This is a genomic window from Solibacillus sp. NPDC093137 (assembly GCF_050280445.1).
Classification (GTDB): domain Bacteria; phylum Bacillota; class Bacilli; order Bacillales_A; family Planococcaceae; genus Solibacillus; species Solibacillus isronensis_B.
The window spans coordinates 2,234,836-2,258,194 of record NZ_JBNNVH010000001.1 but is presented as its reverse complement, the minus strand read 5'-3'; the positions used below and the strand labels follow the sequence as shown (position 1 = coordinate 2,258,194).

General features: G+C 41.1%; 18 protein-coding genes and 1 riboswitch. Of the genes, 17 read left to right on the top strand and 1 reads right to left on the bottom strand.

Annotated features, from left to right (window positions below; genetic code table 11):
• Positions 1–82 precede the first annotated feature (82 nt).
• From ACQKN3_RS11275 to ACQKN3_RS11210, 14 genes are all read left to right on the top strand, one after another.
• A complete protein-coding gene (locus ACQKN3_RS11275; protein WP_427711423.1) occupies positions 83–1,237 on the top strand; it encodes an acyl-CoA dehydrogenase family protein in 1,155 nt (384 codons plus the stop codon).
• A gap of 117 nt (positions 1,238–1,354) precedes the next feature.
• Positions 1,355–1,543, top strand: a riboswitch (cobalamin riboswitch).
• Positions 1,544–1,685: 142 nt separating this feature from the next.
• Positions 1,686–2,633: an ABC transporter substrate-binding protein gene (locus ACQKN3_RS11270; RefSeq protein ID WP_427711421.1), complete on the top strand. Its 948-nt coding sequence runs from the start codon at positions 1,686–1,688 to the stop codon at positions 2,631–2,633.
• Positions 2,626–3,624, top strand: coding sequence for a FecCD family ABC transporter permease (locus ACQKN3_RS11265; protein WP_427711419.1), 999 nt, complete (start codon positions 2,626–2,628; stop codon positions 3,622–3,624). The genes ACQKN3_RS11270 and ACQKN3_RS11265 overlap by 8 nt, the downstream gene beginning before the upstream one ends.
• A complete protein-coding gene (locus tag ACQKN3_RS11260) occupies positions 3,624–5,090 on the top strand; it encodes an adenosylcobinamide amidohydrolase (RefSeq protein ID WP_427711417.1) in 1,467 nt (488 codons plus the stop codon). Before ACQKN3_RS11265 ends, ACQKN3_RS11260 begins: the two co-directional genes overlap by 1 nt.
• A gap of 100 nt (positions 5,091–5,190) precedes the next feature.
• Positions 5,191–5,751 carry a cob(I)yrinic acid a,c-diamide adenosyltransferase gene (locus tag ACQKN3_RS11255; RefSeq protein ID WP_427711415.1) on the top strand — a complete coding sequence of 187 codons (561 nt, stop codon included), beginning with the start codon at positions 5,191–5,193 and terminating at the stop codon, positions 5,749–5,751.
• A gap of 197 nt (positions 5,752–5,948) precedes the next feature.
• A complete protein-coding gene (locus ACQKN3_RS11250) occupies positions 5,949–8,243 on the top strand; it encodes a heterodisulfide reductase-related iron-sulfur binding cluster (protein ID WP_427711413.1) in 2,295 nt (764 codons plus the stop codon).
• A gap of 299 nt (positions 8,244–8,542) precedes the next feature.
• On the top strand, positions 8,543–9,733 hold the full coding sequence (locus ACQKN3_RS11245) for an acetyl-CoA C-acetyltransferase (RefSeq protein WP_427711411.1): 1,191 nt from the start codon (positions 8,543–8,545) through the stop codon (positions 9,731–9,733).
• Between the two features lie 13 nt (positions 9,734–9,746).
• A complete protein-coding gene (locus ACQKN3_RS11240) occupies positions 9,747–10,601 on the top strand; it encodes a 3-hydroxybutyryl-CoA dehydrogenase (RefSeq protein ID WP_251689878.1) in 855 nt (284 codons plus the stop codon).
• 9 nt (positions 10,602–10,610) lie between these two features.
• A complete protein-coding gene (locus ACQKN3_RS11235; RefSeq protein WP_427711409.1) occupies positions 10,611–11,747 on the top strand; it encodes an acyl-CoA dehydrogenase in 1,137 nt (378 codons plus the stop codon).
• A gap of 41 nt (positions 11,748–11,788) precedes the next feature.
• On the top strand, positions 11,789–12,925 hold the full coding sequence (locus ACQKN3_RS11230) for an acyl-CoA dehydrogenase (protein WP_251689876.1): 1,137 nt from the start codon (positions 11,789–11,791) through the stop codon (positions 12,923–12,925).
• A 3-nt stretch (positions 12,926–12,928) separates the two neighbouring features.
• Positions 12,929–13,564, top strand: a complete 636-nt coding sequence (locus ACQKN3_RS11225; RefSeq protein ID WP_251689875.1) for a TetR/AcrR family transcriptional regulator — start codon at positions 12,929–12,931, stop codon at positions 13,562–13,564.
• Between the two features lie 92 nt (positions 13,565–13,656).
• Positions 13,657–16,899, top strand: a complete 3,243-nt coding sequence (icmF, locus tag ACQKN3_RS11220) for a fused isobutyryl-CoA mutase/GTPase IcmF (RefSeq protein ID WP_427711406.1) — start codon at positions 13,657–13,659, stop codon at positions 16,897–16,899.
• Between the two features lie 515 nt (positions 16,900–17,414).
• The gene (gene rpoE / locus ACQKN3_RS11215; protein ID WP_251689873.1) at positions 17,415–18,002 is read left to right on the top strand and encodes a DNA-directed RNA polymerase subunit delta; all 588 of its coding nucleotides are present in this window, start codon (positions 17,415–17,417) and stop codon (positions 18,000–18,002) included.
• Positions 18,003–18,239: 237 nt separating this feature from the next.
• Entirely contained in the window at positions 18,240–19,844 is a 1,605-nt protein-coding gene (locus tag ACQKN3_RS11210; RefSeq protein WP_427711404.1) for a CTP synthase, read from the top strand.
• A gap of 343 nt (positions 19,845–20,187) precedes the next feature.
• Here ACQKN3_RS11210 and ACQKN3_RS11205 read toward each other — a convergent pair whose 3' ends face one another.
• Positions 20,188–20,760 carry a DUF2529 family protein gene (locus ACQKN3_RS11205; protein WP_427711402.1) on the bottom strand — a complete coding sequence of 191 codons (573 nt, stop codon included), beginning with the start codon at positions 20,758–20,760 and terminating at the stop codon, positions 20,188–20,190.
• Between the two features lie 281 nt (positions 20,761–21,041).
• Between ACQKN3_RS11205 and ACQKN3_RS11200 the strand changes: the two genes are divergently transcribed.
• The 3 genes from ACQKN3_RS11200 (at position 21,042) to fsa (ending at position 23,326) form a co-directional block, all read left to right on the top strand.
• Entirely contained in the window at positions 21,042–21,413 is a 372-nt protein-coding gene (locus ACQKN3_RS11200) for a response regulator (RefSeq protein WP_251689870.1), read from the top strand.
• A 187-nt stretch (positions 21,414–21,600) separates the two neighbouring features.
• A complete protein-coding gene (locus ACQKN3_RS11195) occupies positions 21,601–22,455 on the top strand; it encodes a class II fructose-bisphosphate aldolase (RefSeq protein ID WP_251689869.1) in 855 nt (284 codons plus the stop codon).
• A 220-nt stretch (positions 22,456–22,675) separates the two neighbouring features.
• Complete coding sequence (gene fsa / locus ACQKN3_RS11190) at positions 22,676–23,326, top strand: fructose-6-phosphate aldolase (RefSeq protein WP_079524628.1); 651 nt, start codon at positions 22,676–22,678, stop codon at positions 23,324–23,326.
• The last annotated feature ends 33 nt before the right edge of the window (positions 23,327–23,359 follow it).

Below are 23,359 nucleotides of genomic sequence, written 5' to 3'. Positions count from 1 at the left end.
TCTATTGACTTGTAATTTCCCGAAACGTACTATTAAATTTGACTTCTATATACAGGACAATAAATATGAGGTGGTGCTTTTCATGAGCAAGGAATTATTTATTCAAACAGACGAGCAGCAACAATGGCTGAAAAAGCTCGAAACAATAGCAGAGAGCGTGAAAGAACATGCTCAGCAAACAGATGAACAAGCGACATTTCCATTTGAAAATTTCCGGAAGCTGAGAGAAATCGGCTATACAAAAATAACATTGCCAAAGGAATATGGCGGAGATGGCTTTACAGTATATGATGCGCTACTACTGCAGGAAACTTTGGCGAGCTATTGCGGAAGCACGGGGCTGGCTGTATCGTGGACAATTCAAAATGTAGGCGAAATATTTGAAAATCGCTACTGGGATGAACAAAAGCTCGACTGGTTTGGCAAAGAGATCGCAAATGGCGCGACAGTCAATCGCGCGGTAAGTGAGTTTGCGATGGGAAGCCCGGTTCGTGGGGGTCGTCCGGGGACTTCAGCAAAACGTGATGGTGATTATTATGTAATTAATGGACGTAAAAACTATACGAGCGGTGCACCGGACCTCGATTATTTTTTAGTGTCTGCATGGATTGAAGATGAGGGTCATTTAGGATTTTTCCTCGTTCCGAAATCGGCCGAAGGGGTATCGGTCGAAAATACGTGGGACGTTGCGTCAATGCGCGGTACGGGAAGCGATGATTTAGTACTTGATAATGTACGTGTTGATCAAACAAACTTAGTGGAAATCCCGAACTATTCAACCGGATTTAAGCTGAACGGCTGGCTGCTCCTCATCCCGGCAACTTATTTAGGGATTGCCCAGGCTGCCCGCGATTACGCGGTCGACTTTGCGAATAGTCATTCCCCGAACAGTATTCAAGGAACAATTGCCCAGTTGCCAAACGTCCAAACGCTGATCGGAGAAATGGATTTGGCGTTGACGAAAGCACGCTTTACAATTTACGGTGTTGCGGGGCTTTATAATGATCCGATTAAAAAGTCGACATTAGTTAATGAAATCAATATTGCGAAACATGTCGTGACAAATACAGCAATCGAAGTTGTAGATAAAGCGATGCGTCTAGTTGGGGCAAAAAGCCTGCAAAGATCAAATCCGCTTCAACGCTATTACCGTGATGTCCGTGCAGGTCTGCACAATCCGCCAATGGATGACATTACGATTAAACGTTTAGCTGAAACGGCAATTGAAAAAGCTTAAAAGCAAAGGGGTGAGCAGTTCTTTTATTCATAATTTCAGCGGAATAAGAAGAATTATCTGAAACTTTGGCGATTGAGCACACATTTTTCTGAATATCAGCTATAATAGAGCTATTAATTTTATATGGACGATAAAGGTTCTTGCTCACTGATAGAGTAAGGAGTAAAAGGGAAATCGGTGCAATTCCGATGCGGTCCCGCCACTGTAAATGCTAGTTGAGAGCAGCATGCCACTGAAAAACTTTCGGGAAGGCGCTTATCAACGTTATGCATAAGCCAGGAGACCTGCCTTTATAATGCCCTAAAATAAACCTACGAGGATAGGATGTGGCGGATAAATTCTTTTTCCATTGAATTTTATTTGCATACGTAAAGCTTCCTTCATTTTTAGTAGGAAGCTTTTTATTTTTGTAGAAAATTATACAACGAAATTTTTGGAGGTTATTATTTTGAAAAAATGGCAACTGTTATCTTCCGCAGCATTACTTACATTAACATTGGCGGCATGCAACTCGGAAAAAGCAACAGATGAACAATCAGCAAAAGGCAATACAGAAGTAACTGAAGCAGCACAATTCCCGGTAACTATAAAAGATGCCTTGGACAAAGAAATCACGCTTGAAAAAGCACCAGAGCGCATTATTACATTGGCTCCATCCAATACGGAAATTTTATTCGGACTAGGGTTAAACGATGAAATTATCGCTGTGAACGACAATGATACATATCCTGAAGAAGCATTATCTAAAGAATCAGTTGGCGGCATGGAGTTCAATTTAGAACAAATAATCGGTCTGCAACCCGATTTAGTCTTAGCACATGAATCCGGAATGTACAGCTTCAATGAACAGGCAATTGCGCAGCTTGAATCAGTAGGAATTCCAGTATTCGTTGTAAAAGATGCGAAAACATTTGAAGAAACGTACGAAACGATTGAACAAATCGGGCAGCTGACAAATAAAGAACAAGCAGCCAAAAAAATGATTGCATCAATCAAAGAAGGCATCGAAGAAATTGAAGTGAAAGTAGCCGACCTGGAAGAAAAGTCCGTGTTCATCGTTGTTGGTACAGATCCGGACCTTTATGCAGCAGGCGAAGAGACATTCATCAGTGAAATGCTGGACGTGTTAAATGCAGAAAATGCTGTTCCTGAACTAGGGTGGCCGATGTACAGCTCAGAGCAATTCGTAAACAGCAATCCGGACGTTATTTTAGTAACGTATGAAAGCGACATGGCGGCAATCGAGAAAAACGATGCATATGCCGAAATGGATGCAGTAAAAAAAGGCAATGTGAAATTAGTTGATGGCGATACGACAAGTCGACAAGGTCCGCGTATTGTGGAAGGTATTGAATCAATTGGTGCGGCGATTTATCCAGAGGTATTTAATGAATAAAAAATATTCAATCGCCTATGCACTATCGATTGGATTACTTTTAAGCAGTATTTGGATCGGCATTTCATTCGGGTCTGTTAATATTCCGTTCTCAACTTTATGGGATAAAACGACAGATCCGGTTGCATACAGTATTTTATGGAAAATCCGAATGCCCCGCGTCATTTTAGCCGCATTAATCGGGGCATCATTAGCGATAGCTGGAGCAGCATTTCAAGGGTTACTTAAAAACCCTTTGGCAGATCCGTATACATTAGGAATTTCATCAGGAGCCTCTGTAGGTGCAGTCATGACAATCTTTTTAGGGATTTCAATACCAGTGCTCGGTGTCTTCACATTGCCTGTATTCAGTATGGCCGGGGCCGCATGTACGATGATCATCGTCCTGACATTTGCCCGACTAGTGGACCGTTCGATGAAAATGGAAACACTGATTTTGACGGGGATTATTTTCAGTTCGTTTTTGGGGTCCTGCATTTCCTTAATGGTTGCACTTACAGGTGAACAGCTAAGAGAAATTATCGGATGGCTTCTTGGAAGTGTGTCGATGCGAGGGTGGCCATATGTCCAGATGGTCCTGCCATTTATGGTGATCGGTACGGTGATTATTTGGCTAACTCGACGTGAACTGAATGCGATGATTTATGGAGAAGAGCGTGCCCAGTATTTAGGGGTAAATGTTAAGCGCAGCAAGTATATGATTTTGGCGGGCGGTTCCATTTTAACAGGAGCGGCTGTTGCTGCATCCGGGACAATTGGATTTGTAGGGTTAGTAGTACCTCATATGATACGCCTGCTGATCGGAGCAGACCATCGACATTTATTGACATTGTCGTTTTTGAACGGTGCAAGCCTGCTCGTCATTTGTGACTTAGTATCGCGTACAATTATAGCCCCTATCGAACTGCCGATTGGTGTTATTACTTCCTTTATCGGCGCGCCTGTCTTTGCCTATATTTTCTTCAAGCAACGTAGAAAGGTTGTTGCATAATGTTAAAAGTAAATAACTTATCAGGTGGTTACGGCGGGAAAACGATTATAAAAAATATGACGTTTCACGTGGAAAAAGGAAGAATTCTCGGGATTCTTGGTCCGAACGGCAGCGGGAAATCGACATTACTGAAAATGATCAGTGGTGTGCTGAAGCCTGAAACAGGGGAAATTTTTATCGAAGAGAAACCGCTTAAAAGCTATGATAACAAGCAATTGGCGAAAAAGATGGCAGTTCTTCCTCAATTAAATGCAAGTGCATTTACAAACAGTGTATATGATGCGGTTTCGTTAGGACGTTACCCCCATCAAAGCGGCTTCTTTTCTTCCTGGACCGAAGAAGATGAAAAGACAGTTCAGCGGGCGATGGAAAGCACAGGTGTGTCGCAATATAATAATCAGTACTTGGAGTTTTTATCGGGAGGCGAGCAGCAACGGGTATTTATTGCCCAGGCACTTGCACAAAATTCGGAACTGCTTCTATTGGATGAACCGACTAATCATTTGGATATCGCTCATCAAAAGCAGATTCTGGATATGATTCGGATGCAAGTTGAATTGCAAGGGCTGACAGTTGTCTCGATTTTTCATGATATTAACTTGGCATCGCTTTATTGTGATGAACTCCTTCTGTTGGAAAATGGTGAAGTACGTGCGTTTGGCGAGCCGCACGAAGTCGTGTTGCAAGAACAGATTGCCGATGTATATCAGGCTAGAATTGCGACATATCCTCACCCGGAGCTGCCAAAGCCGCAAATTACGATGTTGCCAAAGAATGAAATGGGACGAAAAGCTACGACAATCCAAATGGACCAGTTTCAAATAACGGAAGACTATATCGAATATCAGGCCCAGGCACCACTGAAAATAATTTCTTCTGCTGTGCATAATGCCGGCATAGGCTGGTATGACACATTACTCAACCGTTCCATTGCTCCAGAATACGATATTTATAATGTGAAGGAGGAAACGGAGCAATTTTTAATAGAGCGTAAATTTTCTCCAACAAATACAGTCGTGATGCTTACAGCAGTGGAAACAAGCTGCGCAGTAATTCGACATTTCTCGAAAAATAATGTAGAAATCCTTGTCATGGTAACAGCAGGTGTAGGAAATAGTGTCGATGTTACGAAAACATATTTGCGGGAAGATGAGCCACATGTCGGTACGATTAATACATGGGTTATCGTTAATGGTAAGCTGACAGATGAAGCATTTATTCAGGCGATGATTACAGCAACAGAAGCAAAAACGAAAGCATTGGCAGATCAGCAAATAAAAGATTCAGTGACAAATACAATTGCAACTAGTACCGCTACCGACAGTCTATTGATTGCGGCTACCCAACAAGGGGATGAAATGCCGTATGCCGGACCTATTACGGAAATCGGCAAACTAATCGGACGGGCTGTTTTCGAAGTTACAATAGAAGCAATTAAAAAATATAAACAGCATTATAATAAGTAAAGTGGCTGGAAAAACGTCAGCTAAAAAAAGAGTGTCATTATACTAAAAGGGAATTTTTAAAAAACCTAGAAATACTATTAAATCGAAAGGGTGATTATTGATGAAATTATATACAAAGTCAGGCGATACAGGGAAAACGAGCATTATTGGAGGACGTGTCGATAAAGACCATCTGCGCGTTGAAGCATACGGCACAATTGATGAGCTGAATTCATTTATCGGTAAAGCTGTCAGTGAATTGGATCAGGAAAAGTTCAAGGATTTGATTGAAGATTTAACTGCCATTCAACACGAATTGTTTGATGGAGGCGGGGACTTGGCGAATGTGATGAAAGAACGTCATTATAAACTTACGGAAGAACCGATCACTGTTTTGGAAAACCGAATCGATGCACTTTCTGAAGAAGCACCACCATTAAAACGTTTTATCTTACCGGGTGGGGCGCCTGCAGCTGCTACACTGCATATCGCCCGCACTGTTGCCCGCCGCGCGGAACGGGAAACTGTATCTTTAATGAAAGAAATTGAAAATGTTTCTCCAGTTGTACAGAAATATTTAAACCGATTATCGGATTATTTATTTGCTGCAGCACGTGTCGTAAACTACCGATTATCAATCCAGGATGTCGAATATATCCGTAGTGGTGACGTATTTAAATAAACGAAAAATGCTAGTTAAGACGATATATTTGTCTAACTAGCATTTTTTATATTTTGATTTAATTTTCAGAATTAATGACGAAATCTGTTGACTGAATGCTCATTCATAACTACAATGGGTTTATAGATTCATATAGTTTATCGGGGTGAATTGGATAAACAAAGGGGTAAAAACTTCGTATTCCAGGGGGGAAAACAATGAATACATTTTTAATTATTAACTGGATTGCATTCATCGCCGTGTTACTTTATGCGCTAGGGTTATTCGCATATTTATTAAAAACACGTTATGACTATATTCAACTTGGTCGTAAAGAAGAGTTCAATCATAAATTTTCTGAACGCATAGAAGATATCGTTGAGAAAGTATTTGGTCAATCAAAACTATTAAAAGATAAGAAGATGGGACTTGTACACGTTCTGTTTTTCTACGGATTTTTAATGGTTCAATTTGGGGCTATCGATTTAATCTGGAAAGGGCTCGCACCGGGATCACACCTTCCGCTAGGTGGTCTGTACCCAGTATTTACATTTACACAGGAACTTGTTGTATTAACGATCTTAATCGCGGTAGCGGTTGCATTTTACCGTCGTTATATGGAGAAACTTGCACGTTTAAAGCAAGGTTTTAAAAATGGTTTAGTTTATATGTTTTTAGCTATTTTAATGTTTGCTACATTATTTGGCAATGGATTTTACTTAATTTGGCATGATCATGGTTTAACAGGATCAGAACCAGTAGCTTCTGCAGTTGCCTGGGTATTCCAATGGATGGATCCGACGATTGCTGCTGTTATGTTCTTCGTTATGTGGTGGGCACACTTGTTGGCATTATTAGCATTCCTTGTTTATATCCCGCAAGGCAAGCACTTCCACTTAATTACATCGATTTTCAACGTTTATTACAACCGTCAAGACCGTATTGGCACATTACGTCCAATCGATTTTGCTGCATTGGAAGAAGCGGAAGATGAGGAAAGTATGCCGCCGCTTGGAGTCGGAAAAATTCACGATTTCACGCAAAAGCAAATGCTTGATCTGTATGCATGTGTGGAATGTGGACGTTGTACGAATATGTGTCCGGCAACAGGAACAGGAAAAATGCTGTCACCGATGGACCTGATTGTAAAATTACGTGATCATTTAACATTTACTGGTGCAGTTGAGCTAAAGAAAAAGCCATGGGTGCCATTCTCATTCTTCAATAATACACAAGGTAACCAATTGGCAATGGCTGCTGGTGCTGAAGGTGCAGTAATTGAAGACATTTACAGCCCGTCATTAATCGGCGACGTTATTACAGAAGAAGAAATCTGGGCTTGTACAACATGCCGTAACTGTGAAGATCAATGTCCGGTAATGAATGAACATGTTGACAAAATTATCGATTTACGTCGTTATTTAACGATGACAGAAGGTAAAGTGAATCCGGATGCTCAACGCGCAATGACGAACATTGAGCGACAAGGGAATCCATGGGGATTAAACCGTAAAGAAAAAGAAAACTGGAGAGAGCTTGACGAAACAGTTCACGTCCCAACAGTTAAAGAATTGAAAAAATCGGGCGAAGAAATGGAATATTTATTCTGGGTCGGTTCTATGGGTTCATTTGATAACCGCTCACAAAAAATTGCATTGGCATTCGCTAAACTAATGAACAAAGCAGGCGTGAAGTTTGCCATTTTAGGCAACAAAGAGAAGAACTCAGGGGATACACCGCGTCGTTTAGGTAACGAATTCCTGTTCCAGGAGCTTGCAACAGCCAACATTGATGAATTTGAGAAAAATGGTGTGACGAAAATTGTAACGATTGACCCACACGCATACAATATTTTCAAAAATGAGTATCAGGATTTCGGTTGGAATGGGGAAGTACTTCACCATACAGAATTGCTGTACGATCTGATACAGGAAGGCCGTTTAACAATGGATCACCGTGTCGATGAAACGATTGTATTCCATGATTCATGTTACTTAGGACGCTATAATGATGTTTTCGATCCGCCACGCGAAATTTTAAAAGGTATTGCAGGCGTGAAGCTAGTTGAAATGGAACGTAATCGTGAAGACGGCATGTGCTGTGGTGCCGGCGGTGGATTAATGTGGATGGAAGAGCATGTCGGAAACCGTATTAACGTTGCCCGTACAGAACAGGCAATCGCAACACAGGCATCGGTAATTTCTTCAGGCTGTCCTTACTGTTTAACAATGCTTTCGGATGGAACGAAAGCAAAAGAAGTGGAAGATACAGTCGGTACTTACGATATTGCAGAAATTTTAGAGCGTGCGGTATTCGGAACACCGGAAAAAGCACAAGTTCAAGTTCAACAAGAGCAACAAGAAGTAGTGGAAGAAACAGTTGTAGCACCTGTAGAAACAATTGAAGCTGAGAAACAGGCATCACCTGTTGAATCTTCAACGCTTCCGGAAGAGCAGCAAGTAGCAACAGATGCAGCACCAGTTGATGATGAAAATAACGAACAAAACAAATAATCTATGAATTAACGAGAAATAAATTTATAGTCAGTATATTTGAATAATTGTTGCGAATTCAAAAAGGATTTAATACAATGAAAGTAAGCGAAGAAATGAGAGTAGTAAATACTCTCATTTTTTTCTAAAGAATGATTGAGCGAGCGTTCAGTCGAATTATTAATTACAGCCTGCAAGCAGTGTTTTTATTAGTAAGTGATGGGGATCGTTACTAATAGATTAATAGTCTGCAGCAGAACTTCACAATACGGATGGCGATGTATAAAATTCGGATTAATTCAAACAAAGGGGTGTATGGATTGTCGAGAACAGTCATTTTAGACGGCGCACGAACACCATTCGGAAAATTTGGTGGCGCATTAAGTTCATTAACAGCAAGTGATTTAGGCGGAATTGCAATTAAAGAAGCATTGGTGAAAGCCAATGTATCAGCAGATGAGGTAAATGAAGTCATTATTGGAACCGTATTGCAGGCGGGGCAGGGGCAAATCCCTTCACGGCAAGCTGCGACAAAAGCGGGAATTCCGTGGAATGTGAAAACGGAAACAATTAACAAAGTATGTGCTTCAGGTATGCGCAGTGTTACTCTTGCCGATCAGCTTATTCGATTAGGGGACGAAGAAGTGATCGTGGCAGGTGGAATGGAATCGATGTCAAACGCACCGTACTATATGCCAAAAGGTAGATTTGGTTTGCGTATGGGAGATGCGAGTTTAGTAGACGGCATGATTTATGACGGTTTGTCTTGTGCCTTTCATCCGAAACAAGTGCATATGGGCGTTTACGGTAATGACACAGCGAGCAAGTTTGAGGTTTCCCGTGAACAGCAGGATGCATGGGCAGTTCGCAGTCATGAAAAAGCACTTGCAGCAATTGACTCAGGTAAATTTGCAGAGGAAATCGTAGCAGTGGAAATTCCACAGCGAAAAGGCGACCCACTTCATATTAAGACGGACGAAGCACCACGAGCAGGAACTACTTTGGAAACGCTAACAAAATTAAAATCGGCGTTCAGCAGTGATGGCACAATTACAGCCGGAAATGCTCCAGGTGTGAATGACGGAGCGTGTGCACTTGTTTTAATGAGTGAAGAAAAAGCACAGCAGGAAAACCGTCAGCCGCTCGCAACAATTCTTGCACATGCGGAAGTTGGGGTAGCACCGGAAGATTTCCCTCAAACACCGGGACTTGTAATAAATGAGTTGCTTAAAAAGTCAGGTAAAACATTGGCAGACATTGATCTAATTGAAATTAATGAGGCGTTCGCAGCGGTTGCTCTAGTTAGCAATCAAATTAGCGGACTGGATGAGAGTAAAGTAAATGTTAACGGTGGTGCCGTAGCTTTAGGCCATCCGATTGGAGCAAGTGGTGCCCGAATTATTTTAACGCTCGCTTATGAACTGAAACGTCGTGGAGGCGGTTTGGGAATTGCGGCTATCTGTTCAGGCGGCGGTCAAGGGGACGCGGTATTAATCGAAGTTACAAACTAAGGGGATGAAATAAATGGCGATTCAAAAAGTAATGGTCATCGGAGCTGGGCAAATGGGTTCCGGGATTGCGCAAGTTTGTGCACAGGCAGGCTACGATGTCATTTTAAATGATATGAAGGAAGAGTTTTTCGAACGCGGTTTAAATACAATCACGAAAAACTTGGCACGTGATGTTGAAAAGGGCCGTAAAACAGAAGAAGAAAAAACGGCTGTGTTAGCTCGTATTACTAAATCATTGACGATTGAAGACGCGAAAAACGCGGACATTATCATTGAAGCGGCAGTCGAAAACATGGACATTAAACAATCGATCTTCAAGCAGCTTGATGAAATTGCACCAAAGCATGCGATTTTAGCAACGAATACATCAAGTTTACCGATTACTGAAATTGCGGCAGTGACAAAACGTCCGGAGCAAGTAATTGGTATGCACTTTATGAATCCGGTACCGGTCATGAAACTTGTGGAAATTATCCGTGGTTTGGCAACATCTGATGAAGTGTACGAAAAGGTTGCAGATATGACAAAGCAACTGGGGAAAACAGGTGTGGAAGTGAATGACTTCCCGGGCTTTATTTCAAATCGTATTTTACTGCCGATGATCAATGAAGCAATTTATGCATTGTATGAAGGGGTAGCAACGAAAGAAGCGATTGACGATGTAATGAAAATGGGAATGAATCATCCAATGGGACCATTAACATTGGCTGATTTTATCGGATTGGATACATGCTTGTCGATTATGGAGATTTTACACGAAGGACTTGGTGACAGTAAGTATCGCCCATGTCCGTTATTACGCAAATATGTGGCAGCCGGCTGGTTAGGCAAAAAGAGCGGTCGAGGATTCTACATATACGAAAGCTGAGGGACTTCTATGAATTTACAATTTACTGATGAGCAGTTGATGATGCGTAACATGGTCCGTGATTTTGCCAAAACCGAAATTGAGCCGTTTATCGAGCAGATGGAAGCGGGCGAGTTCCCGAGGCATTTGCTGACGAAAATGGGTGAGCTTGGGCTGATGGGAATTACGGCACCTGCTGAATATGGCGGGGCGGAAATGGATTTTACTTCTTATATTATCGCGATCCATGAACTATCAAAAGTAAGCGCGGTAATGGGCGTTATTTTGTCAGTGCATACTTCTGTCGGCACAAACCCGATTTTATATTTCGGCAATGAAAACCAAAAGAAAAAATATATACCGAAGCTGGCAAGCGGAGAATCGATCGGAGCATTTTGTTTAACGGAGCCTAGTGCCGGTAGTGATGCTGGTTCATTGAAAACGAAGGCAGTACGAGACGGCGATCATTACGTAGTGGACGGTGCGAAAGTGTTCATCACAAATGGCGGGGAAGCAGATGTGTACATCGTTTTTGCATCTACAAATCCGGAAGCCGGTTCACGCGGGATTTCAGCATTCATTGTAGAAAAAAATACACCTGGTTTAATAATCGGGAAAGATGAACGGAAAATGGGACTGCACGGTTCAAGTACGGTTCAGCTAACATTTGAAAACATGCGAGTGCCTGCAGAGAACCTGCTCGGGCAAGAAGGAGACGGCTTTAAAATTGCGTTGGCCAACTTGGATGTAGGTAGAATCGGAATCGCAGCTCAAAGTTTAGGAATTGCCGAAGCTGCATTGGAAGCGGCAACTGCCTATGCAAAAGAGCGTATCCAGTTCGGAAAACCAATCGCCAAGCAGCAAGGGGTTGGCTTTAAGCTTGCCGATATGGCAACAGCAGTGGAAGCTGCGAAACTACTCGTTTACCGGGCTGCAAACATGCGCAGTGAAGGACTGTCATGCGGAAAAGAAGCATCAATGGCAAAACTGTTCGCATCTCAAACAGCAATGGATACAGCAATCGAAGCCGTACAAATTTTCGGCGGCTATGGCTATACCGAAGACTATCCGGTAGAACGGTATTTCCGCGACGCAAAAGTAACACAAATTTACGAAGGCACAAGCGAAATCCAACGCATCGTTATTAGTAAGCATGTGATTGGTTGACGTAAACCTTCTACTATATTTAAAAAAGGGGACATGGGGAAATGAACTTTCAATTATCAGAAGAACACCAACAATTACGCGAAATGATTCGCGATTTTGCAATCAATGAGGTAGCACCAACAGCAGAGCACCGCGACGAGCACGAAGAATTTGACCGCGGTATTTTCGATAAAATGGCCGAGCTTGGCTTAACAGGTATTCCTTGGCCGGAAGAATACGGCGGAGCAGGGTTTGACTACTTGGCATACTGTATCGCAGTTGAAGAATTATCACGTGTTTGTGCATCGACAGGGGTAACACTGTCAGCACACACATCACTTGCAGGCTGGCCGATTTTTAAATTCGGCAACGAAGAGCAAAAGCAAAAATATCTTCGTCCAATGGCAGAAGGTAAAAAAATCGGTGCTTACGGATTAACAGAACCAGCTTCGGGCAGTGATGCAGGCGGAATGAAAACCTATGCAGTAAAAGACGGCGACGACTATATTTTAAATGGTTCGAAAATCTTCATCACAAATGGCGGGGTTGCAGATATTTATGTAGTATTTGCGGTTACTGATCCGGAAGCGAAAAATGGCACGACTGCCTTTATCGTTGAAGCGGACTTCCCGGGATTCTCTGTAGGGAAAAAAGAGAAGAAACTAGGAATTCGTTCATCTCCAACGACAGAAATCATCTTTGACAACTGCCGTGTACCGAAAGAAAACGTATTAGGTGAAGAAGGTCAAGGTTTCGTTATCGCTATGAAAACACTTGATGGTGGACGTAACGGAATTGCAGCTCAAGCAGTAGGTATTGCACAGGGTGCATTGGATGCAGCGGTTGACTATGCAAAAGAGCGTGTTCAATTTGGCAAGCCGATTACAGCAAATCAAGGTATATCATTCAAGTTAGCAGATATGGCAACAGAAATTGAAGCTTCTCGTTTATTGACGTATCAGGCAGCATGGCTGGAATCAAACGACTTACCATACGGAAAAGCATCGGCAATGGCAAAACTGCTTGCAGGTGATACAGCGATGAAAGTAACGACAGAAGCTGTTCAAGTATTCGGCGGCTATGGTTATACGAAGGATTACCCGGTAGAGCGTTATATGCGCGATGCGAAAATCACGCAAATTTATGAAGGTACACAAGAAATTCAACGCCTCGTAATTTCGCGTATGATTACGAAATAGCCTATGGCAAAAAATGATAAGCTGCACGTCCAATCGTCAATAAAAGATGAAAATAAAATTATCGCACGCCGTCAGCAAATTATCGATGCCGGTGTAAAGCTTTTCAAGGAAAAAGGATTTCATCGTGCAACAACAAGAGAACTTGCAAAAGCGGCCGGTTTTTCTATCGGGACTTTATATGAATATATTCGTACGAAAGAAGATGTTTTATTTTTAGTATGTGACAATATTTTCAATGAAGTAACGAAATGCTTAACCGATTTCCCTTCCGATACAGGTACAATCGAAGGTTTGAAACAGGCAATCCGTCAATATTATTTGCTTATTGATCAAATGCCTGAGGAGTTTACGATTATGTATCAGGAAACGAAGTCATTGCAAAAAGCTGCGATGCATTACATTCTCGATAAAGAGCTTGAAATGGTCGCAATCTTTGAACGTATATTAAAAGACTGTGTTGAAGCCGGCAATTTAACGCTGTCTGAAGATGCAATCTACTTAGCGGCAAATCACATCGTCGTACAAGGGCAAAGTTGGGCATTCCGTAAGTGGGCACTACAAAAAAGATATACGATCGATCAATATATAAAATTGCAAACAACAATGTTTTTACAAGGCATTATGCAGTTTGAAAATTAGGAAAGGAGAATCGCCATGTAGAGCAACTAGTTAAACAGTTTGCTTCGCATGGCTATTTTTCATTATTCCAACATAACAAAGGGGTTATTAACATGGGGAAAACTGAAGTATACAATCCAAAAAATCATATTCGCTTTGTCACAGCATCGAGCCTTTTTGATGGGCATGATGCTTCAATAAATATTATGCGCCGAATTTTACAGTCAAGTGGGGCTGAAGTCATTCATTTAGGCCACAACCGTTCTGTAGAGGAAGTGGTTAATGCTGCAATACAGGAAGATGCGCAAGGGGTGGCACTATCTTCATATCAGGGCGGTCATATTGAATATTTCAAATATATGTACGATCTGCTTCGTGAAAAAGGGGCACCACATATTAAAATTTACGGTGGCGGCGGTGGTGTCATATTGCCGCGCGAAATTAAGGAACTGCATGATTACGGCATTGCCGGCATTTTTTCACCGGAAGATGGGCGCCAATTAGGTTTACAAGGGATGATAAACAAAAAGCTTGAAGGTGCGGATTTTTCTACACTAAAAGGTAATTTCAAAGAACTTTTGGAAAAGCTTACGACCGATACACCGGAAATTTTGGCGAATTTAATTACAGCTGCCGAAAATGGCGGGGATCCAGAAATTGAAGAAATGCTGCAGCTTGCACGAACTAAAAGTTTAAACACACCGGTAGTTGGGATTACAGGTACAGGCGGTGCAGGGAAATCTTCGTTGACAGACGAACTGATTCGCCGATTCCTGCAAGAATTCCCGGATAAAAAACTTGCGATTATTTCAGTCGATCCGACAAAACAAAAAACTGGCGGTGCTTTATTAGGCGACCGTATCCGCATGAATGCCATCTTTAACAACCGCGTTTATATGCGCAGTTTGGCAACACGCGGCTCCCATACGGAATTATCAAGTTCAATTGGCGATGTACTCGATGTTGTACGCACAGCAGGATTTGATTTAATCCTTGTTGAAACAAGTGGTATCGGGCAAGGGGATGCTGAAATTACGAAACATACAGACCTTTCGATGTATGTAATGACGAGCGAATTCGGTGCACCGACACAGCTTGAAAAAATCGATATGATCGATTTTGCGGATTTGATTGCGATCAACAAGTTTGAACGAAAAGGCTCTGAAGATGCATTGCGTCAAGTTCAGAAACAATACCAACGTTCACGTGAGCTATGGGAAGAACCGCTTGATCATATGCCTGTATTCGGGACGATCGCTTCACAGTTCAACGATTTAGGTACGAACTCATTATTTGCAGCTCTTGTAGCAAAAATTAATGAAAAGTTCGGTTTAGATTGGGAAACTTCGTATGAGCAATTCGTGAAAACACAAAAGCAAAACATTGTTATTCCGAATGACCGTCGCTATTACTTGCGCGAAATCTCGGAAACGATCAGAAATTATCATAAGCATGCGGAACAGCAGGCATTACTGGCAACGAAGTGGTATCAGCTTGAAGGAACGAAAGCACTGCTTCCGGAAAGTGAAACAGCATTAACTGCATCAATTGATTCTTTACTGGAAGGCGTTCAAAATGAATTAACTGCAGAATCGAAGCGTATACTGAAAAATTGGAATGCATTAAAAGAAGCTTACGCTGGCGACGAACTTATTACGAAAGTGCGTGATAAGGAAATTAAAACAATTTTACGTACCGAATCGCTTTCAGGCTTGAAAATTCCGAAAGTCGCGCTGCCGAACTTTAAAGATTACGGCGAAGTTTTACGCTGGGTGTATAAAGAAAATGTACCAGGTGAATTCCCGTATACAGCAGGGGTTTTCCCGTTCAAACGGGAGGGAGAAGATCCGAAGCGTCAATTTGCTGGTGAAGGAACTCCAGAACGTACAAATAAGCGTTTCCACTACTTATCAAAAGATGATGATGCGAAGCGTTTATCGACGGCATTCGATTCGGTAACATTATACGGGGAAGATCCACATACACGTCCTGATATTTACGGAAAAGTCGGGGAGTCTGGTGTAAGCATCTGTACATTGGATGATATGAAGAAACTTTATGCGGGCTTTGATTTATTTGCACCTTCTACATCTGTATCGATGACGATTAATGGACCTGCGCCGATTATTCTGGCAATGTTTATGAATACAGCAATCGATCAGCAAGTACAAAAGCGTGAACAGGAGCTAGGCCGTACTTTAACGGTGGAAGAATTTACAGAAACACGTGAACAAACATTGCAAGTGGTGCGCGGTACCGTACAGGCAGATATATTAAAAGAGGATCAAGGGCAAAATACTTGTATCTTCTCAACAGAATTTGCGCTGCGTATGATGGGCGATATCCAGCAATATTTCATCGATCATAAAGTAAGAAACTACTACTCGGTATCCATTTCGGGCTACCATATTGCCGAAGCCGGGGCGAATCCGATTTCGCAGCTTGCATTTACATTGGCAAACGGCTTTACGTATGTTGAGTATTATTTAAGCCGCGGTATGAATATCGATGATTTTGCACCGAACTTAAGTTTCTTCTTCTCGAACGGTCTTGACCCTGAATATACAGTTATCGGTCGTGTAGCACGTCGCATCTGGGCTGTTGTCATGCGTGAAAAGTACGGCGCAAATGACCGCTCGCAAAAGCTGAAGTATCATATTCAAACATCGGGCCGCAGTCTGCATGCACAGGAAATCGACTTCAATGATATTCGTACAACACTGCAGGCATTAATGGCATTACAGGATAACTGTAACTCACTGCATACGAATGCGTACGATGAGGCAATTACAACGCCTACAGAAGAATCGGTACGCCGCGCGATGGCGATTCAAATGATTATTACAAAAGAGCACGGCTTATCGAAAAACGAAAACCCGTTACAAGGGGCATTCATTATTGAAGAGCTTACACAGCTGGTGGAAGAGAAGGTGCTGGAAGAGTTTGACCGCATGAATGATCGCGGCGGGGTACTTGGTGCGATGGAAACACAGTATCAGCGCGGAAAAATCCAGGAAGAATCGATGCACTATGAGCATTTAAAACATTCAGGACAACTGCCGATTATTGGCGTGAACACGTATTTAAACCCGAATCCGCCATCTGAAGAAGCAATCGATAACATGGAGATCGCACGTGCTTCTAAAGAAGAAAAAGATTTGCAAATTGCAAACTTGGCAAGCTTTAAAGAATCAAATGCGGACAATAGCCAAAAAGCGCTTGATCGATTAAAAGAAGTAGCTAAAACAGGTGGCAATATTTTTGAAGAATTAATGGAAACGGTTAAAGTAGCGAGCCTTGGCCAAATTACACAGTCCCTCTATGAAGTAGGCGGCCAATACCGCCGAAATATGTAGGGGATAACAGATTTATTGTTTGTAGCATGCAAAAAACAACTTAATAACTAGCCTTATTTACTTAGTTATTAGTAAAAAATGCAAAAAAATGAACTTAGAATACCACGAGTGCGGAAATTTTCGTTATACTAGTAAATACATGGACGATCTGATGAAGGAAGGTGCGCAATAGTGCAACAGTATGTACATTATATTTTAATTTTAGCATGCCTAATCGCAACCTTCTTTTTATATAACCGACAACTAGCAGCAATCCCTTTGCTGCTTTTATCCTTCATTTTATTTTATGTTGCCTATAAAAAAGTAACAAATTTAAAAAACAAGAAATGAAACTAGCATAGTGATAGCATGTTTGTATATAATGGGTATTATGCTTACATCCATCCAGTTGTTGTACAAGCAACGACAAGAGCGGGTATAAGATCTTCGGCAGATGTTAAGGATTTGGAAGACGAATCCAAACGCAATTACGCCGAGTCGTAATTGATAAATAGACATGTAAGAATGGAAAGGACGTGCACGATTTGAACTTTCGTGGTATGACAGATGAACAATTAGCAGAAGAGTCATTAATCGACTTAGCATACGCACTATTAGAAGATAAAAAACAAGCAATGCCGTTAAATGAATTATTAAAAGGTATTCAAGCATTAAATGGTATTTCGGATGAAGATTTAAAATCACGTTTAGTACAATTTTATACTGACTTAAACGTAGAAGGCCGCTTTTTATTAAACCAAGAAAATGGCTGGGGTTTACGTGAGTGGTATAAAGTAGAAACAATCGAAGAAGAAACAGCGCCAACAATTAAGACACGTAAGAAGAAAGCAAAAGCTGTTGACGACGAAGACGAAGATGAAGTTATCGACCTTGAAGAAGAGGATGTATTATTCGAGGAAGATTACGATGAATTCGTTGACGACGAAGAAGAGGAAGAAGTGGATGAGGAAATCGACTTCGTAGAAGAAGATATTGAAGAAATCGATCCTGACATCGATGAAGAAATAATCGATGAAGATGATACATTTATTATCGAGGATGATGAAGAAGAAATAGACGAAGAGTTAGATGAGGAATTAGAAGAAGACGAAGATTTAAAGTAATCAATTTTCACATTGGAAATTGAAAGTGCTTGACTTCTATTTCAGTTCCGTATAATCTTTTACTTGGGCTCCTTTAAAGAGGAGATTGACCGTATAAGTTATACGCTCCCCCTGCAAAATAGTGCAGGAGGAGCGTTTTTTATTTTTTCATGCGTTTTTAATTAGAAAAACATTCCCTTGCATTTAGGAAGCAATAGAGTGTTTTTCTAATTTGTTTTAAAAGAAGGAGGAATTTGTATGACAAAGTATATTTTCGTAACAGGTGGGGTAGTTTCATCACTTGGTAAAGGGATTGTAGCAGCATCTTTAGGTCGTCTATTAAAAAATCGTGGATTGGAAGTAACAATTCAAAAATTTGATCCATATTTAAATATTGATCCAGGTACAATGAGTCCATACCAGCATGGTGAAGTATTCGTTACAGATGATGGTGCAGAAGCGGACTTAGACTTAGGTCACTATGAGCGTTTCATCGATATTAATCTTGGTAAACACTCAACTGTTACTTCAGGTAAAGTATATCAATCGGTACTAAATAAAGAGCGCCGCGGTGACTACAATGGTGGTACAGTTCAAGTAATTCCTCACGTAACAAATGAAATTAAAGAACGTGTACAACGTGCTGGCCGTGAAACTTCTGCTGATGTTGTTATTACGGAAATCGGTGGTACAGTAGGTGACTTTGAATCACTTTCATTCCTAGAAGCGATTCGCCAAATGCGCCGTGATTTAGGCCATGAAAATGTAATGTACATCCACTGTACATTAATGCCTTATATTGCAGCTGCTGGTGAAATGAAAACAAAACCGACACAGCACTCTGTTAAAGAGTTGCGTTCATTAGGTATTCAGCCAAATATTATCGTATTACGTACAGAACAACCAGTTCCACAAGACATGAAAGAAAAAATCGCGTTATTCTGTGACGTAAAACCTTCTGATATTATCGAATCACGTGATGCAGAACATTTATATGAAGTGCCATTAAATCTTCATGCACAAGGTTTTGACCAAATCGTTCTTGATCATTTCGGTATTACAGCGCCAAAAGCGGATATGACAGATTGGAAAGAGCTTGTACATTTAGTGAAAAACCTGGAGCACAAAACACGTATCGCTTTAGTAGGTAAATACGTAGAATTGCAAGATGCTTATATTTCAGTTGTAGAAGCGTTAAAACATGCAGGTTATGTATACAATTCAGATATCGTAATCGACTGGATCAATGCTGAGCACGTTACAGCGGAAAATGTTGATGAATTGCTAGGACAAGCAGACGGTATTTTAGTGCCAGGTGGTTTCGGAGACCGTGGTGTTGAAGGAAAAATCGAATCGATCCGTTATGCACGTGAAAACGATGTACCGTTCTTCGGTATTTGCCTAGGTATGCAAATGGCGACTGTAGAATTTGCACGTAATGTTATGGGCTTGGAAGGTGCACACTCAACAGAACTGGACAAAAACACGAAGTATCCGATTATCGATTTCTTACCGGATCAAACAGAAGATACAGATATCGGCGGAACATTACGTCTTGGTCTATATCCATGTAAATTAAAAGAAGGATCTCGTGCACGCGCGGCTTACAATGGTGAAGAGTTAGTATACGAACGTCACCGTCACCGTTACGAGTTCAACAATGAATTCCGTGAAGCAATGGAAGCGGAAGGTATGGTATTCTCAGGATTATCTCCTAACAATAAATTAGTAGAAATTGTTGAGTTACCGGAAAAGAAATTCTTTGTGGCTGGCCAGTTCCACCCAGAATTAATTTCACGTCCACAACGTCCACAACCATTATTCCGTGAGTTTGTTGGCGCAGCGTTTAATAATAAAAAATAAAGAGTTGGGGCAAAAGTAGCTCCAAAATTAAAAGCAGCTCAATTTTACGATAGTAAAGTTTGAGCTGCTTAATTTGTATACCTACTTTGTATCCGTTGTTCTCCGTTACGGCGGACGCTTTCCTGGGGGCACGAGGCCAACACGATGTTGGTCACAAAAGCGTTGCCACAGGACGTGGCGCTCCTAGCTTTTGTTCCAAGTCTCTCCCACGTGCTTGGCCCCTGGGAGTCGCCGCCTTCACTCCGAACAACTAATTTACCTTCTAATCAAAGAGAGGCACATATAAATATAAAAATATAAAAGACGACCCCCATACCAGTATGGATTAAGAGTCGTCAATAAATTATGCGAATGGAGACGGATGGCTGTCCATTAATTCGTCGTCCTCTTCATCATCGTCCACGAGCATTTCGTCGAATTCCATCTTAATTGCTTCATAAATATATAAAGCTGCAATAAGATGTGGAAATACGATGCGTTCGCCGAGCTTTGTAGGATGCGGCAAAATGCCACCGCGCACTTTCAATGAAATATACGTATAAGCAAGATCGCTTAACGGATTTTCATCGCCGGCCATTTCACTTGCGACAGCCGCAAATGGGATAAACTCTGCATGCAGTTGCTGAGCAAGTTTTAATGCTTGTTCATCTGTTGCGTGTCGAGTAAGAATAATTACACGGTCAGCAGGCAAAAGTTCAACATTTTCTGTATAGCGTGCAAACTTAGCAAATTTACCTTCACCAAGCTCTGCATTTATTGCAACAGCTTTCATTTCACCAAATGCCGCAAAGTAAATTGTTCCTTGCCCAATTGCTGCCTGTGCCAATAATCTTGCAGTTTCTTCAATAGATTCTTCTTCAGATTGCTGAATGCGCTGTAGAAGACCTGTTAATTGCGTAGTTAAAATTTTAGACATATTAACACCTCAAAGTTATTATAAAATTGTGCACATAAAAAAGCAAAAGCACAAACTCTCTCGATAAAAGAGGGGAAATCAATTTAGTAATAGAATGTAACTTATATAAAGTGAAACTTCAATCAGTGGGGGGTTCTTGCCCACTGATTGTTAGTTGAACCAATCGGGCATTTATGGGTAGTTGATCTCCCGCCTATCCTTTTCGCCCTTGATAAGTACAGAGGCGGGAGTCTTACTACCCGTTAATCCGGGATAAATTATTATTATAATGGGGGATCACATTGAAGGGGATACTAATAGTAGATGATCAGCAGGGAATAAGGATGCTTCTAAATGAAGTATTTAAAAAAGAAGGATTCACAACTTATCTAGCGGCAAACGGATTTGACGCAATAAAAATTGCACAGGAAAATGCTCTCGATTGCGTCCTGCTGGATATGAAAATACCCGGAATGGACGGACTGGAGATTTTAGCCCGTTTGAAAGAAGATCACCCGGAGCTACCTGTAATGATGATGACTGCTTATGTGGAACAGCATATGATGGACAGAGCGAACGAATTAGGTGTGATAAAATACTTTACCAAACCTTTTAATATTTTTGAAGTACGTGATGAAGTTAATAAACTAGTAGAAAAGACTGAAAAAATATAAATGAAACAGGCGAGCAGGCAGTAGCGCATACTGTCTGTTTTTGTTATGATTAATCTAAATGTTTTTGTCAATTCATGTGATTTTGCATGGAATAGACGATGAAAAAAATACTTAAAAAAAGCATTTTGCGCAAACTATGTTTTTCTAGCAGCAAACTATTTATGTATCTTCGAGGAGGATTTTAATAATGGCATTAGTTTCAATGAAAGAAATGTTAATTAAAGCAAAAGCAGAAGGTTATGCAGTAGGTCAATTCAATATTAACAACCTGGAATGGACACAAGCCATTTTACAAGCAGCAGAAGAAGAAAAATCACCGGTAATTCTAGGTGTTTCTGAAGGTGCCGGAAAATATATGGGCGGCTTCATTGCTGTAGTAAAAATGGTTGAAGGCTTAATGGAAAGCTACAAAACAACTGTTCCAGTAGCAATTCATTTAGATCATGGTTCAAGCTTCGATAAATGTAAAGAAGCAATCGATGCTGGTTTCTCTTCTGTTATGATTGACGCTTCACACCATCCATTCGAAGAAAATATTCAAACGACTAAACAAGTTGTGGAGTATGCACATGCAAAAGGTGTATCTGTTGAAGCGGAACTTGGTACTGTAGGCGGCGAGGAAGACGGTGTCATTGGCGGCATTATGTACGCAAACCCACAGGAATGTAAAGCACTAGTTGAAGCTACAGGTATTGACTGTTTAGCTCCAGCATTAGGTTCTGTTCACGGTCCTTACAAAGGCGAACCAAACTTAGGATTTGCTGAAATGGAAGAAATCTCAACGTTGACAGATGTTCCGTTAGTATTACATGGTGGAACTGGTATTCCAACAAAAGATATTCAACGTTCAATTTCTTTAGGTACAGCAAAAATTAATGTCAACACAGAAAACCAAATTTCGGCTACGAAAGTAATCCGTGAATTTTTAGAAAATGATAAGAAAACATATGATCCACGTAAATATTTAGGTCCAGCTCGTGAAGCGATTAAAGCGACAGTAATCGGTAAAATGCGCGAATTCGGCAGCTCTGGAAAAGCTTAATTGATAGAGTGAACCTTCTTTCACGGGAGTCTTCATCTGCCGATACGTTTTCAAGGCAGAAATTCTACCTATTAATGCGGAATAATGAATCCACAAAAGAAAAGTGCACAAAATAAGCGTACTTTTCTTTGTGAACACGTGTTTTTCAACATAAGACATCTCGTTCACAAATTGAGCGAGATGTGTTTTTATAATCAAATGTAAATCGGAGGCTATTATAATGAAATTTTTTATCGATACAGCAAACTTTGACGAAATTAAAGAAGCATACTCTTGGGGGATTCTTTCAGGTGTAACGACAAACCCATCATTAGTTGCAAAAGAATCAGGCGTGAATTTCCACGACCGCTTACGTGAAATTGCTGAGCTGGTAAACGGCTCGGTTTCTGGTGAAGTAATTTCTTTAGACGCTGAAGGAATGATTCGTGAAGGGGAAGAATTGGCAGCGATTCACCCGAATATTACAGTAAAACTTCCAATGACACCGGAAGGATTAAAAGCATGTAAACACTTCTCTGAAAAAGGGATTAAAACGAACGTAACATTAATTTTCTCTGCTAACCAAGCATTGATGGCAGCACGTGCAGGCGCTTCTTATGTATCTCCATTCTTAGGACGTCTAGATGATATTGGTCAAGATGGCGTAGAATTAATCCGTGAAATTGCGGAAATGTTTGCTATCCACGAAATTGACACGGAAATTATTGCCGCATCTATTCGTCACCCGCAACATATTACGCAAGCTGCATTAGCTGGCGCACATATTGCAACAACTCCATACAAAGTTTTACAGCAACTGTTTAATCATCCATTAACAGACAAAGGAATTGAAGGATTTTTAGCGGATTGGGCAAAGCGTGAAGGGAAATAATAAGAATACCTCACAGCAGTTGCAGTCTACTTT

What these genes read in the sequence shown, in the direction of transcription:
- ACQKN3_RS11275 (WP_427711423.1), top strand. Translation starts at nt 83, where the DNA reads ATGAGCAAGGAATTATTTATTCAAACAGACGAGCAGCAACAATGGCTG.
- ACQKN3_RS11265 (WP_427711419.1), top strand. Translation starts at nt 2,626, where the DNA reads ATGAATAAAAAATATTCAATCGCCTATGCACTATCGATTGGATTACTT.
- ACQKN3_RS11260 (WP_427711417.1), top strand. Translation starts at nt 3,624, where the DNA reads ATGTTAAAAGTAAATAACTTATCAGGTGGTTACGGCGGGAAAACGATT.
- ACQKN3_RS11255 (WP_427711415.1), top strand. Translation starts at nt 5,191, where the DNA reads ATGAAATTATATACAAAGTCAGGCGATACAGGGAAAACGAGCATTATT.
- ACQKN3_RS11250 (WP_427711413.1), top strand. Translation starts at nt 5,949, where the DNA reads ATGAATACATTTTTAATTATTAACTGGATTGCATTCATCGCCGTGTTA.
- ACQKN3_RS11240 (WP_251689878.1), top strand. Translation starts at nt 9,747, where the DNA reads ATGGCGATTCAAAAAGTAATGGTCATCGGAGCTGGGCAAATGGGTTCC.
- ACQKN3_RS11235 (WP_427711409.1), top strand. Translation starts at nt 10,611, where the DNA reads ATGAATTTACAATTTACTGATGAGCAGTTGATGATGCGTAACATGGTC.
- ACQKN3_RS11230 (WP_251689876.1), top strand. Translation starts at nt 11,789, where the DNA reads ATGAACTTTCAATTATCAGAAGAACACCAACAATTACGCGAAATGATT.
- ACQKN3_RS11225 (WP_251689875.1), top strand. Translation starts at nt 12,929, where the DNA reads ATGGCAAAAAATGATAAGCTGCACGTCCAATCGTCAATAAAAGATGAA.
- icmF (WP_427711406.1), top strand. Translation starts at nt 13,657, where the DNA reads ATGGGGAAAACTGAAGTATACAATCCAAAAAATCATATTCGCTTTGTC.
- ACQKN3_RS11210 (WP_427711404.1), top strand. Translation starts at nt 18,240, where the DNA reads ATGACAAAGTATATTTTCGTAACAGGTGGGGTAGTTTCATCACTTGGT.
- ACQKN3_RS11205 (WP_427711402.1), bottom strand. Translation starts at nt 20,760, where the DNA reads ATGTCTAAAATTTTAACTACGCAATTAACAGGTCTTCTACAGCGCATT.
- ACQKN3_RS11195 (WP_251689869.1), top strand. Translation starts at nt 21,601, where the DNA reads ATGGCATTAGTTTCAATGAAAGAAATGTTAATTAAAGCAAAAGCAGAA.
- fsa (WP_079524628.1), top strand. Translation starts at nt 22,676, where the DNA reads ATGAAATTTTTTATCGATACAGCAAACTTTGACGAAATTAAAGAAGCA.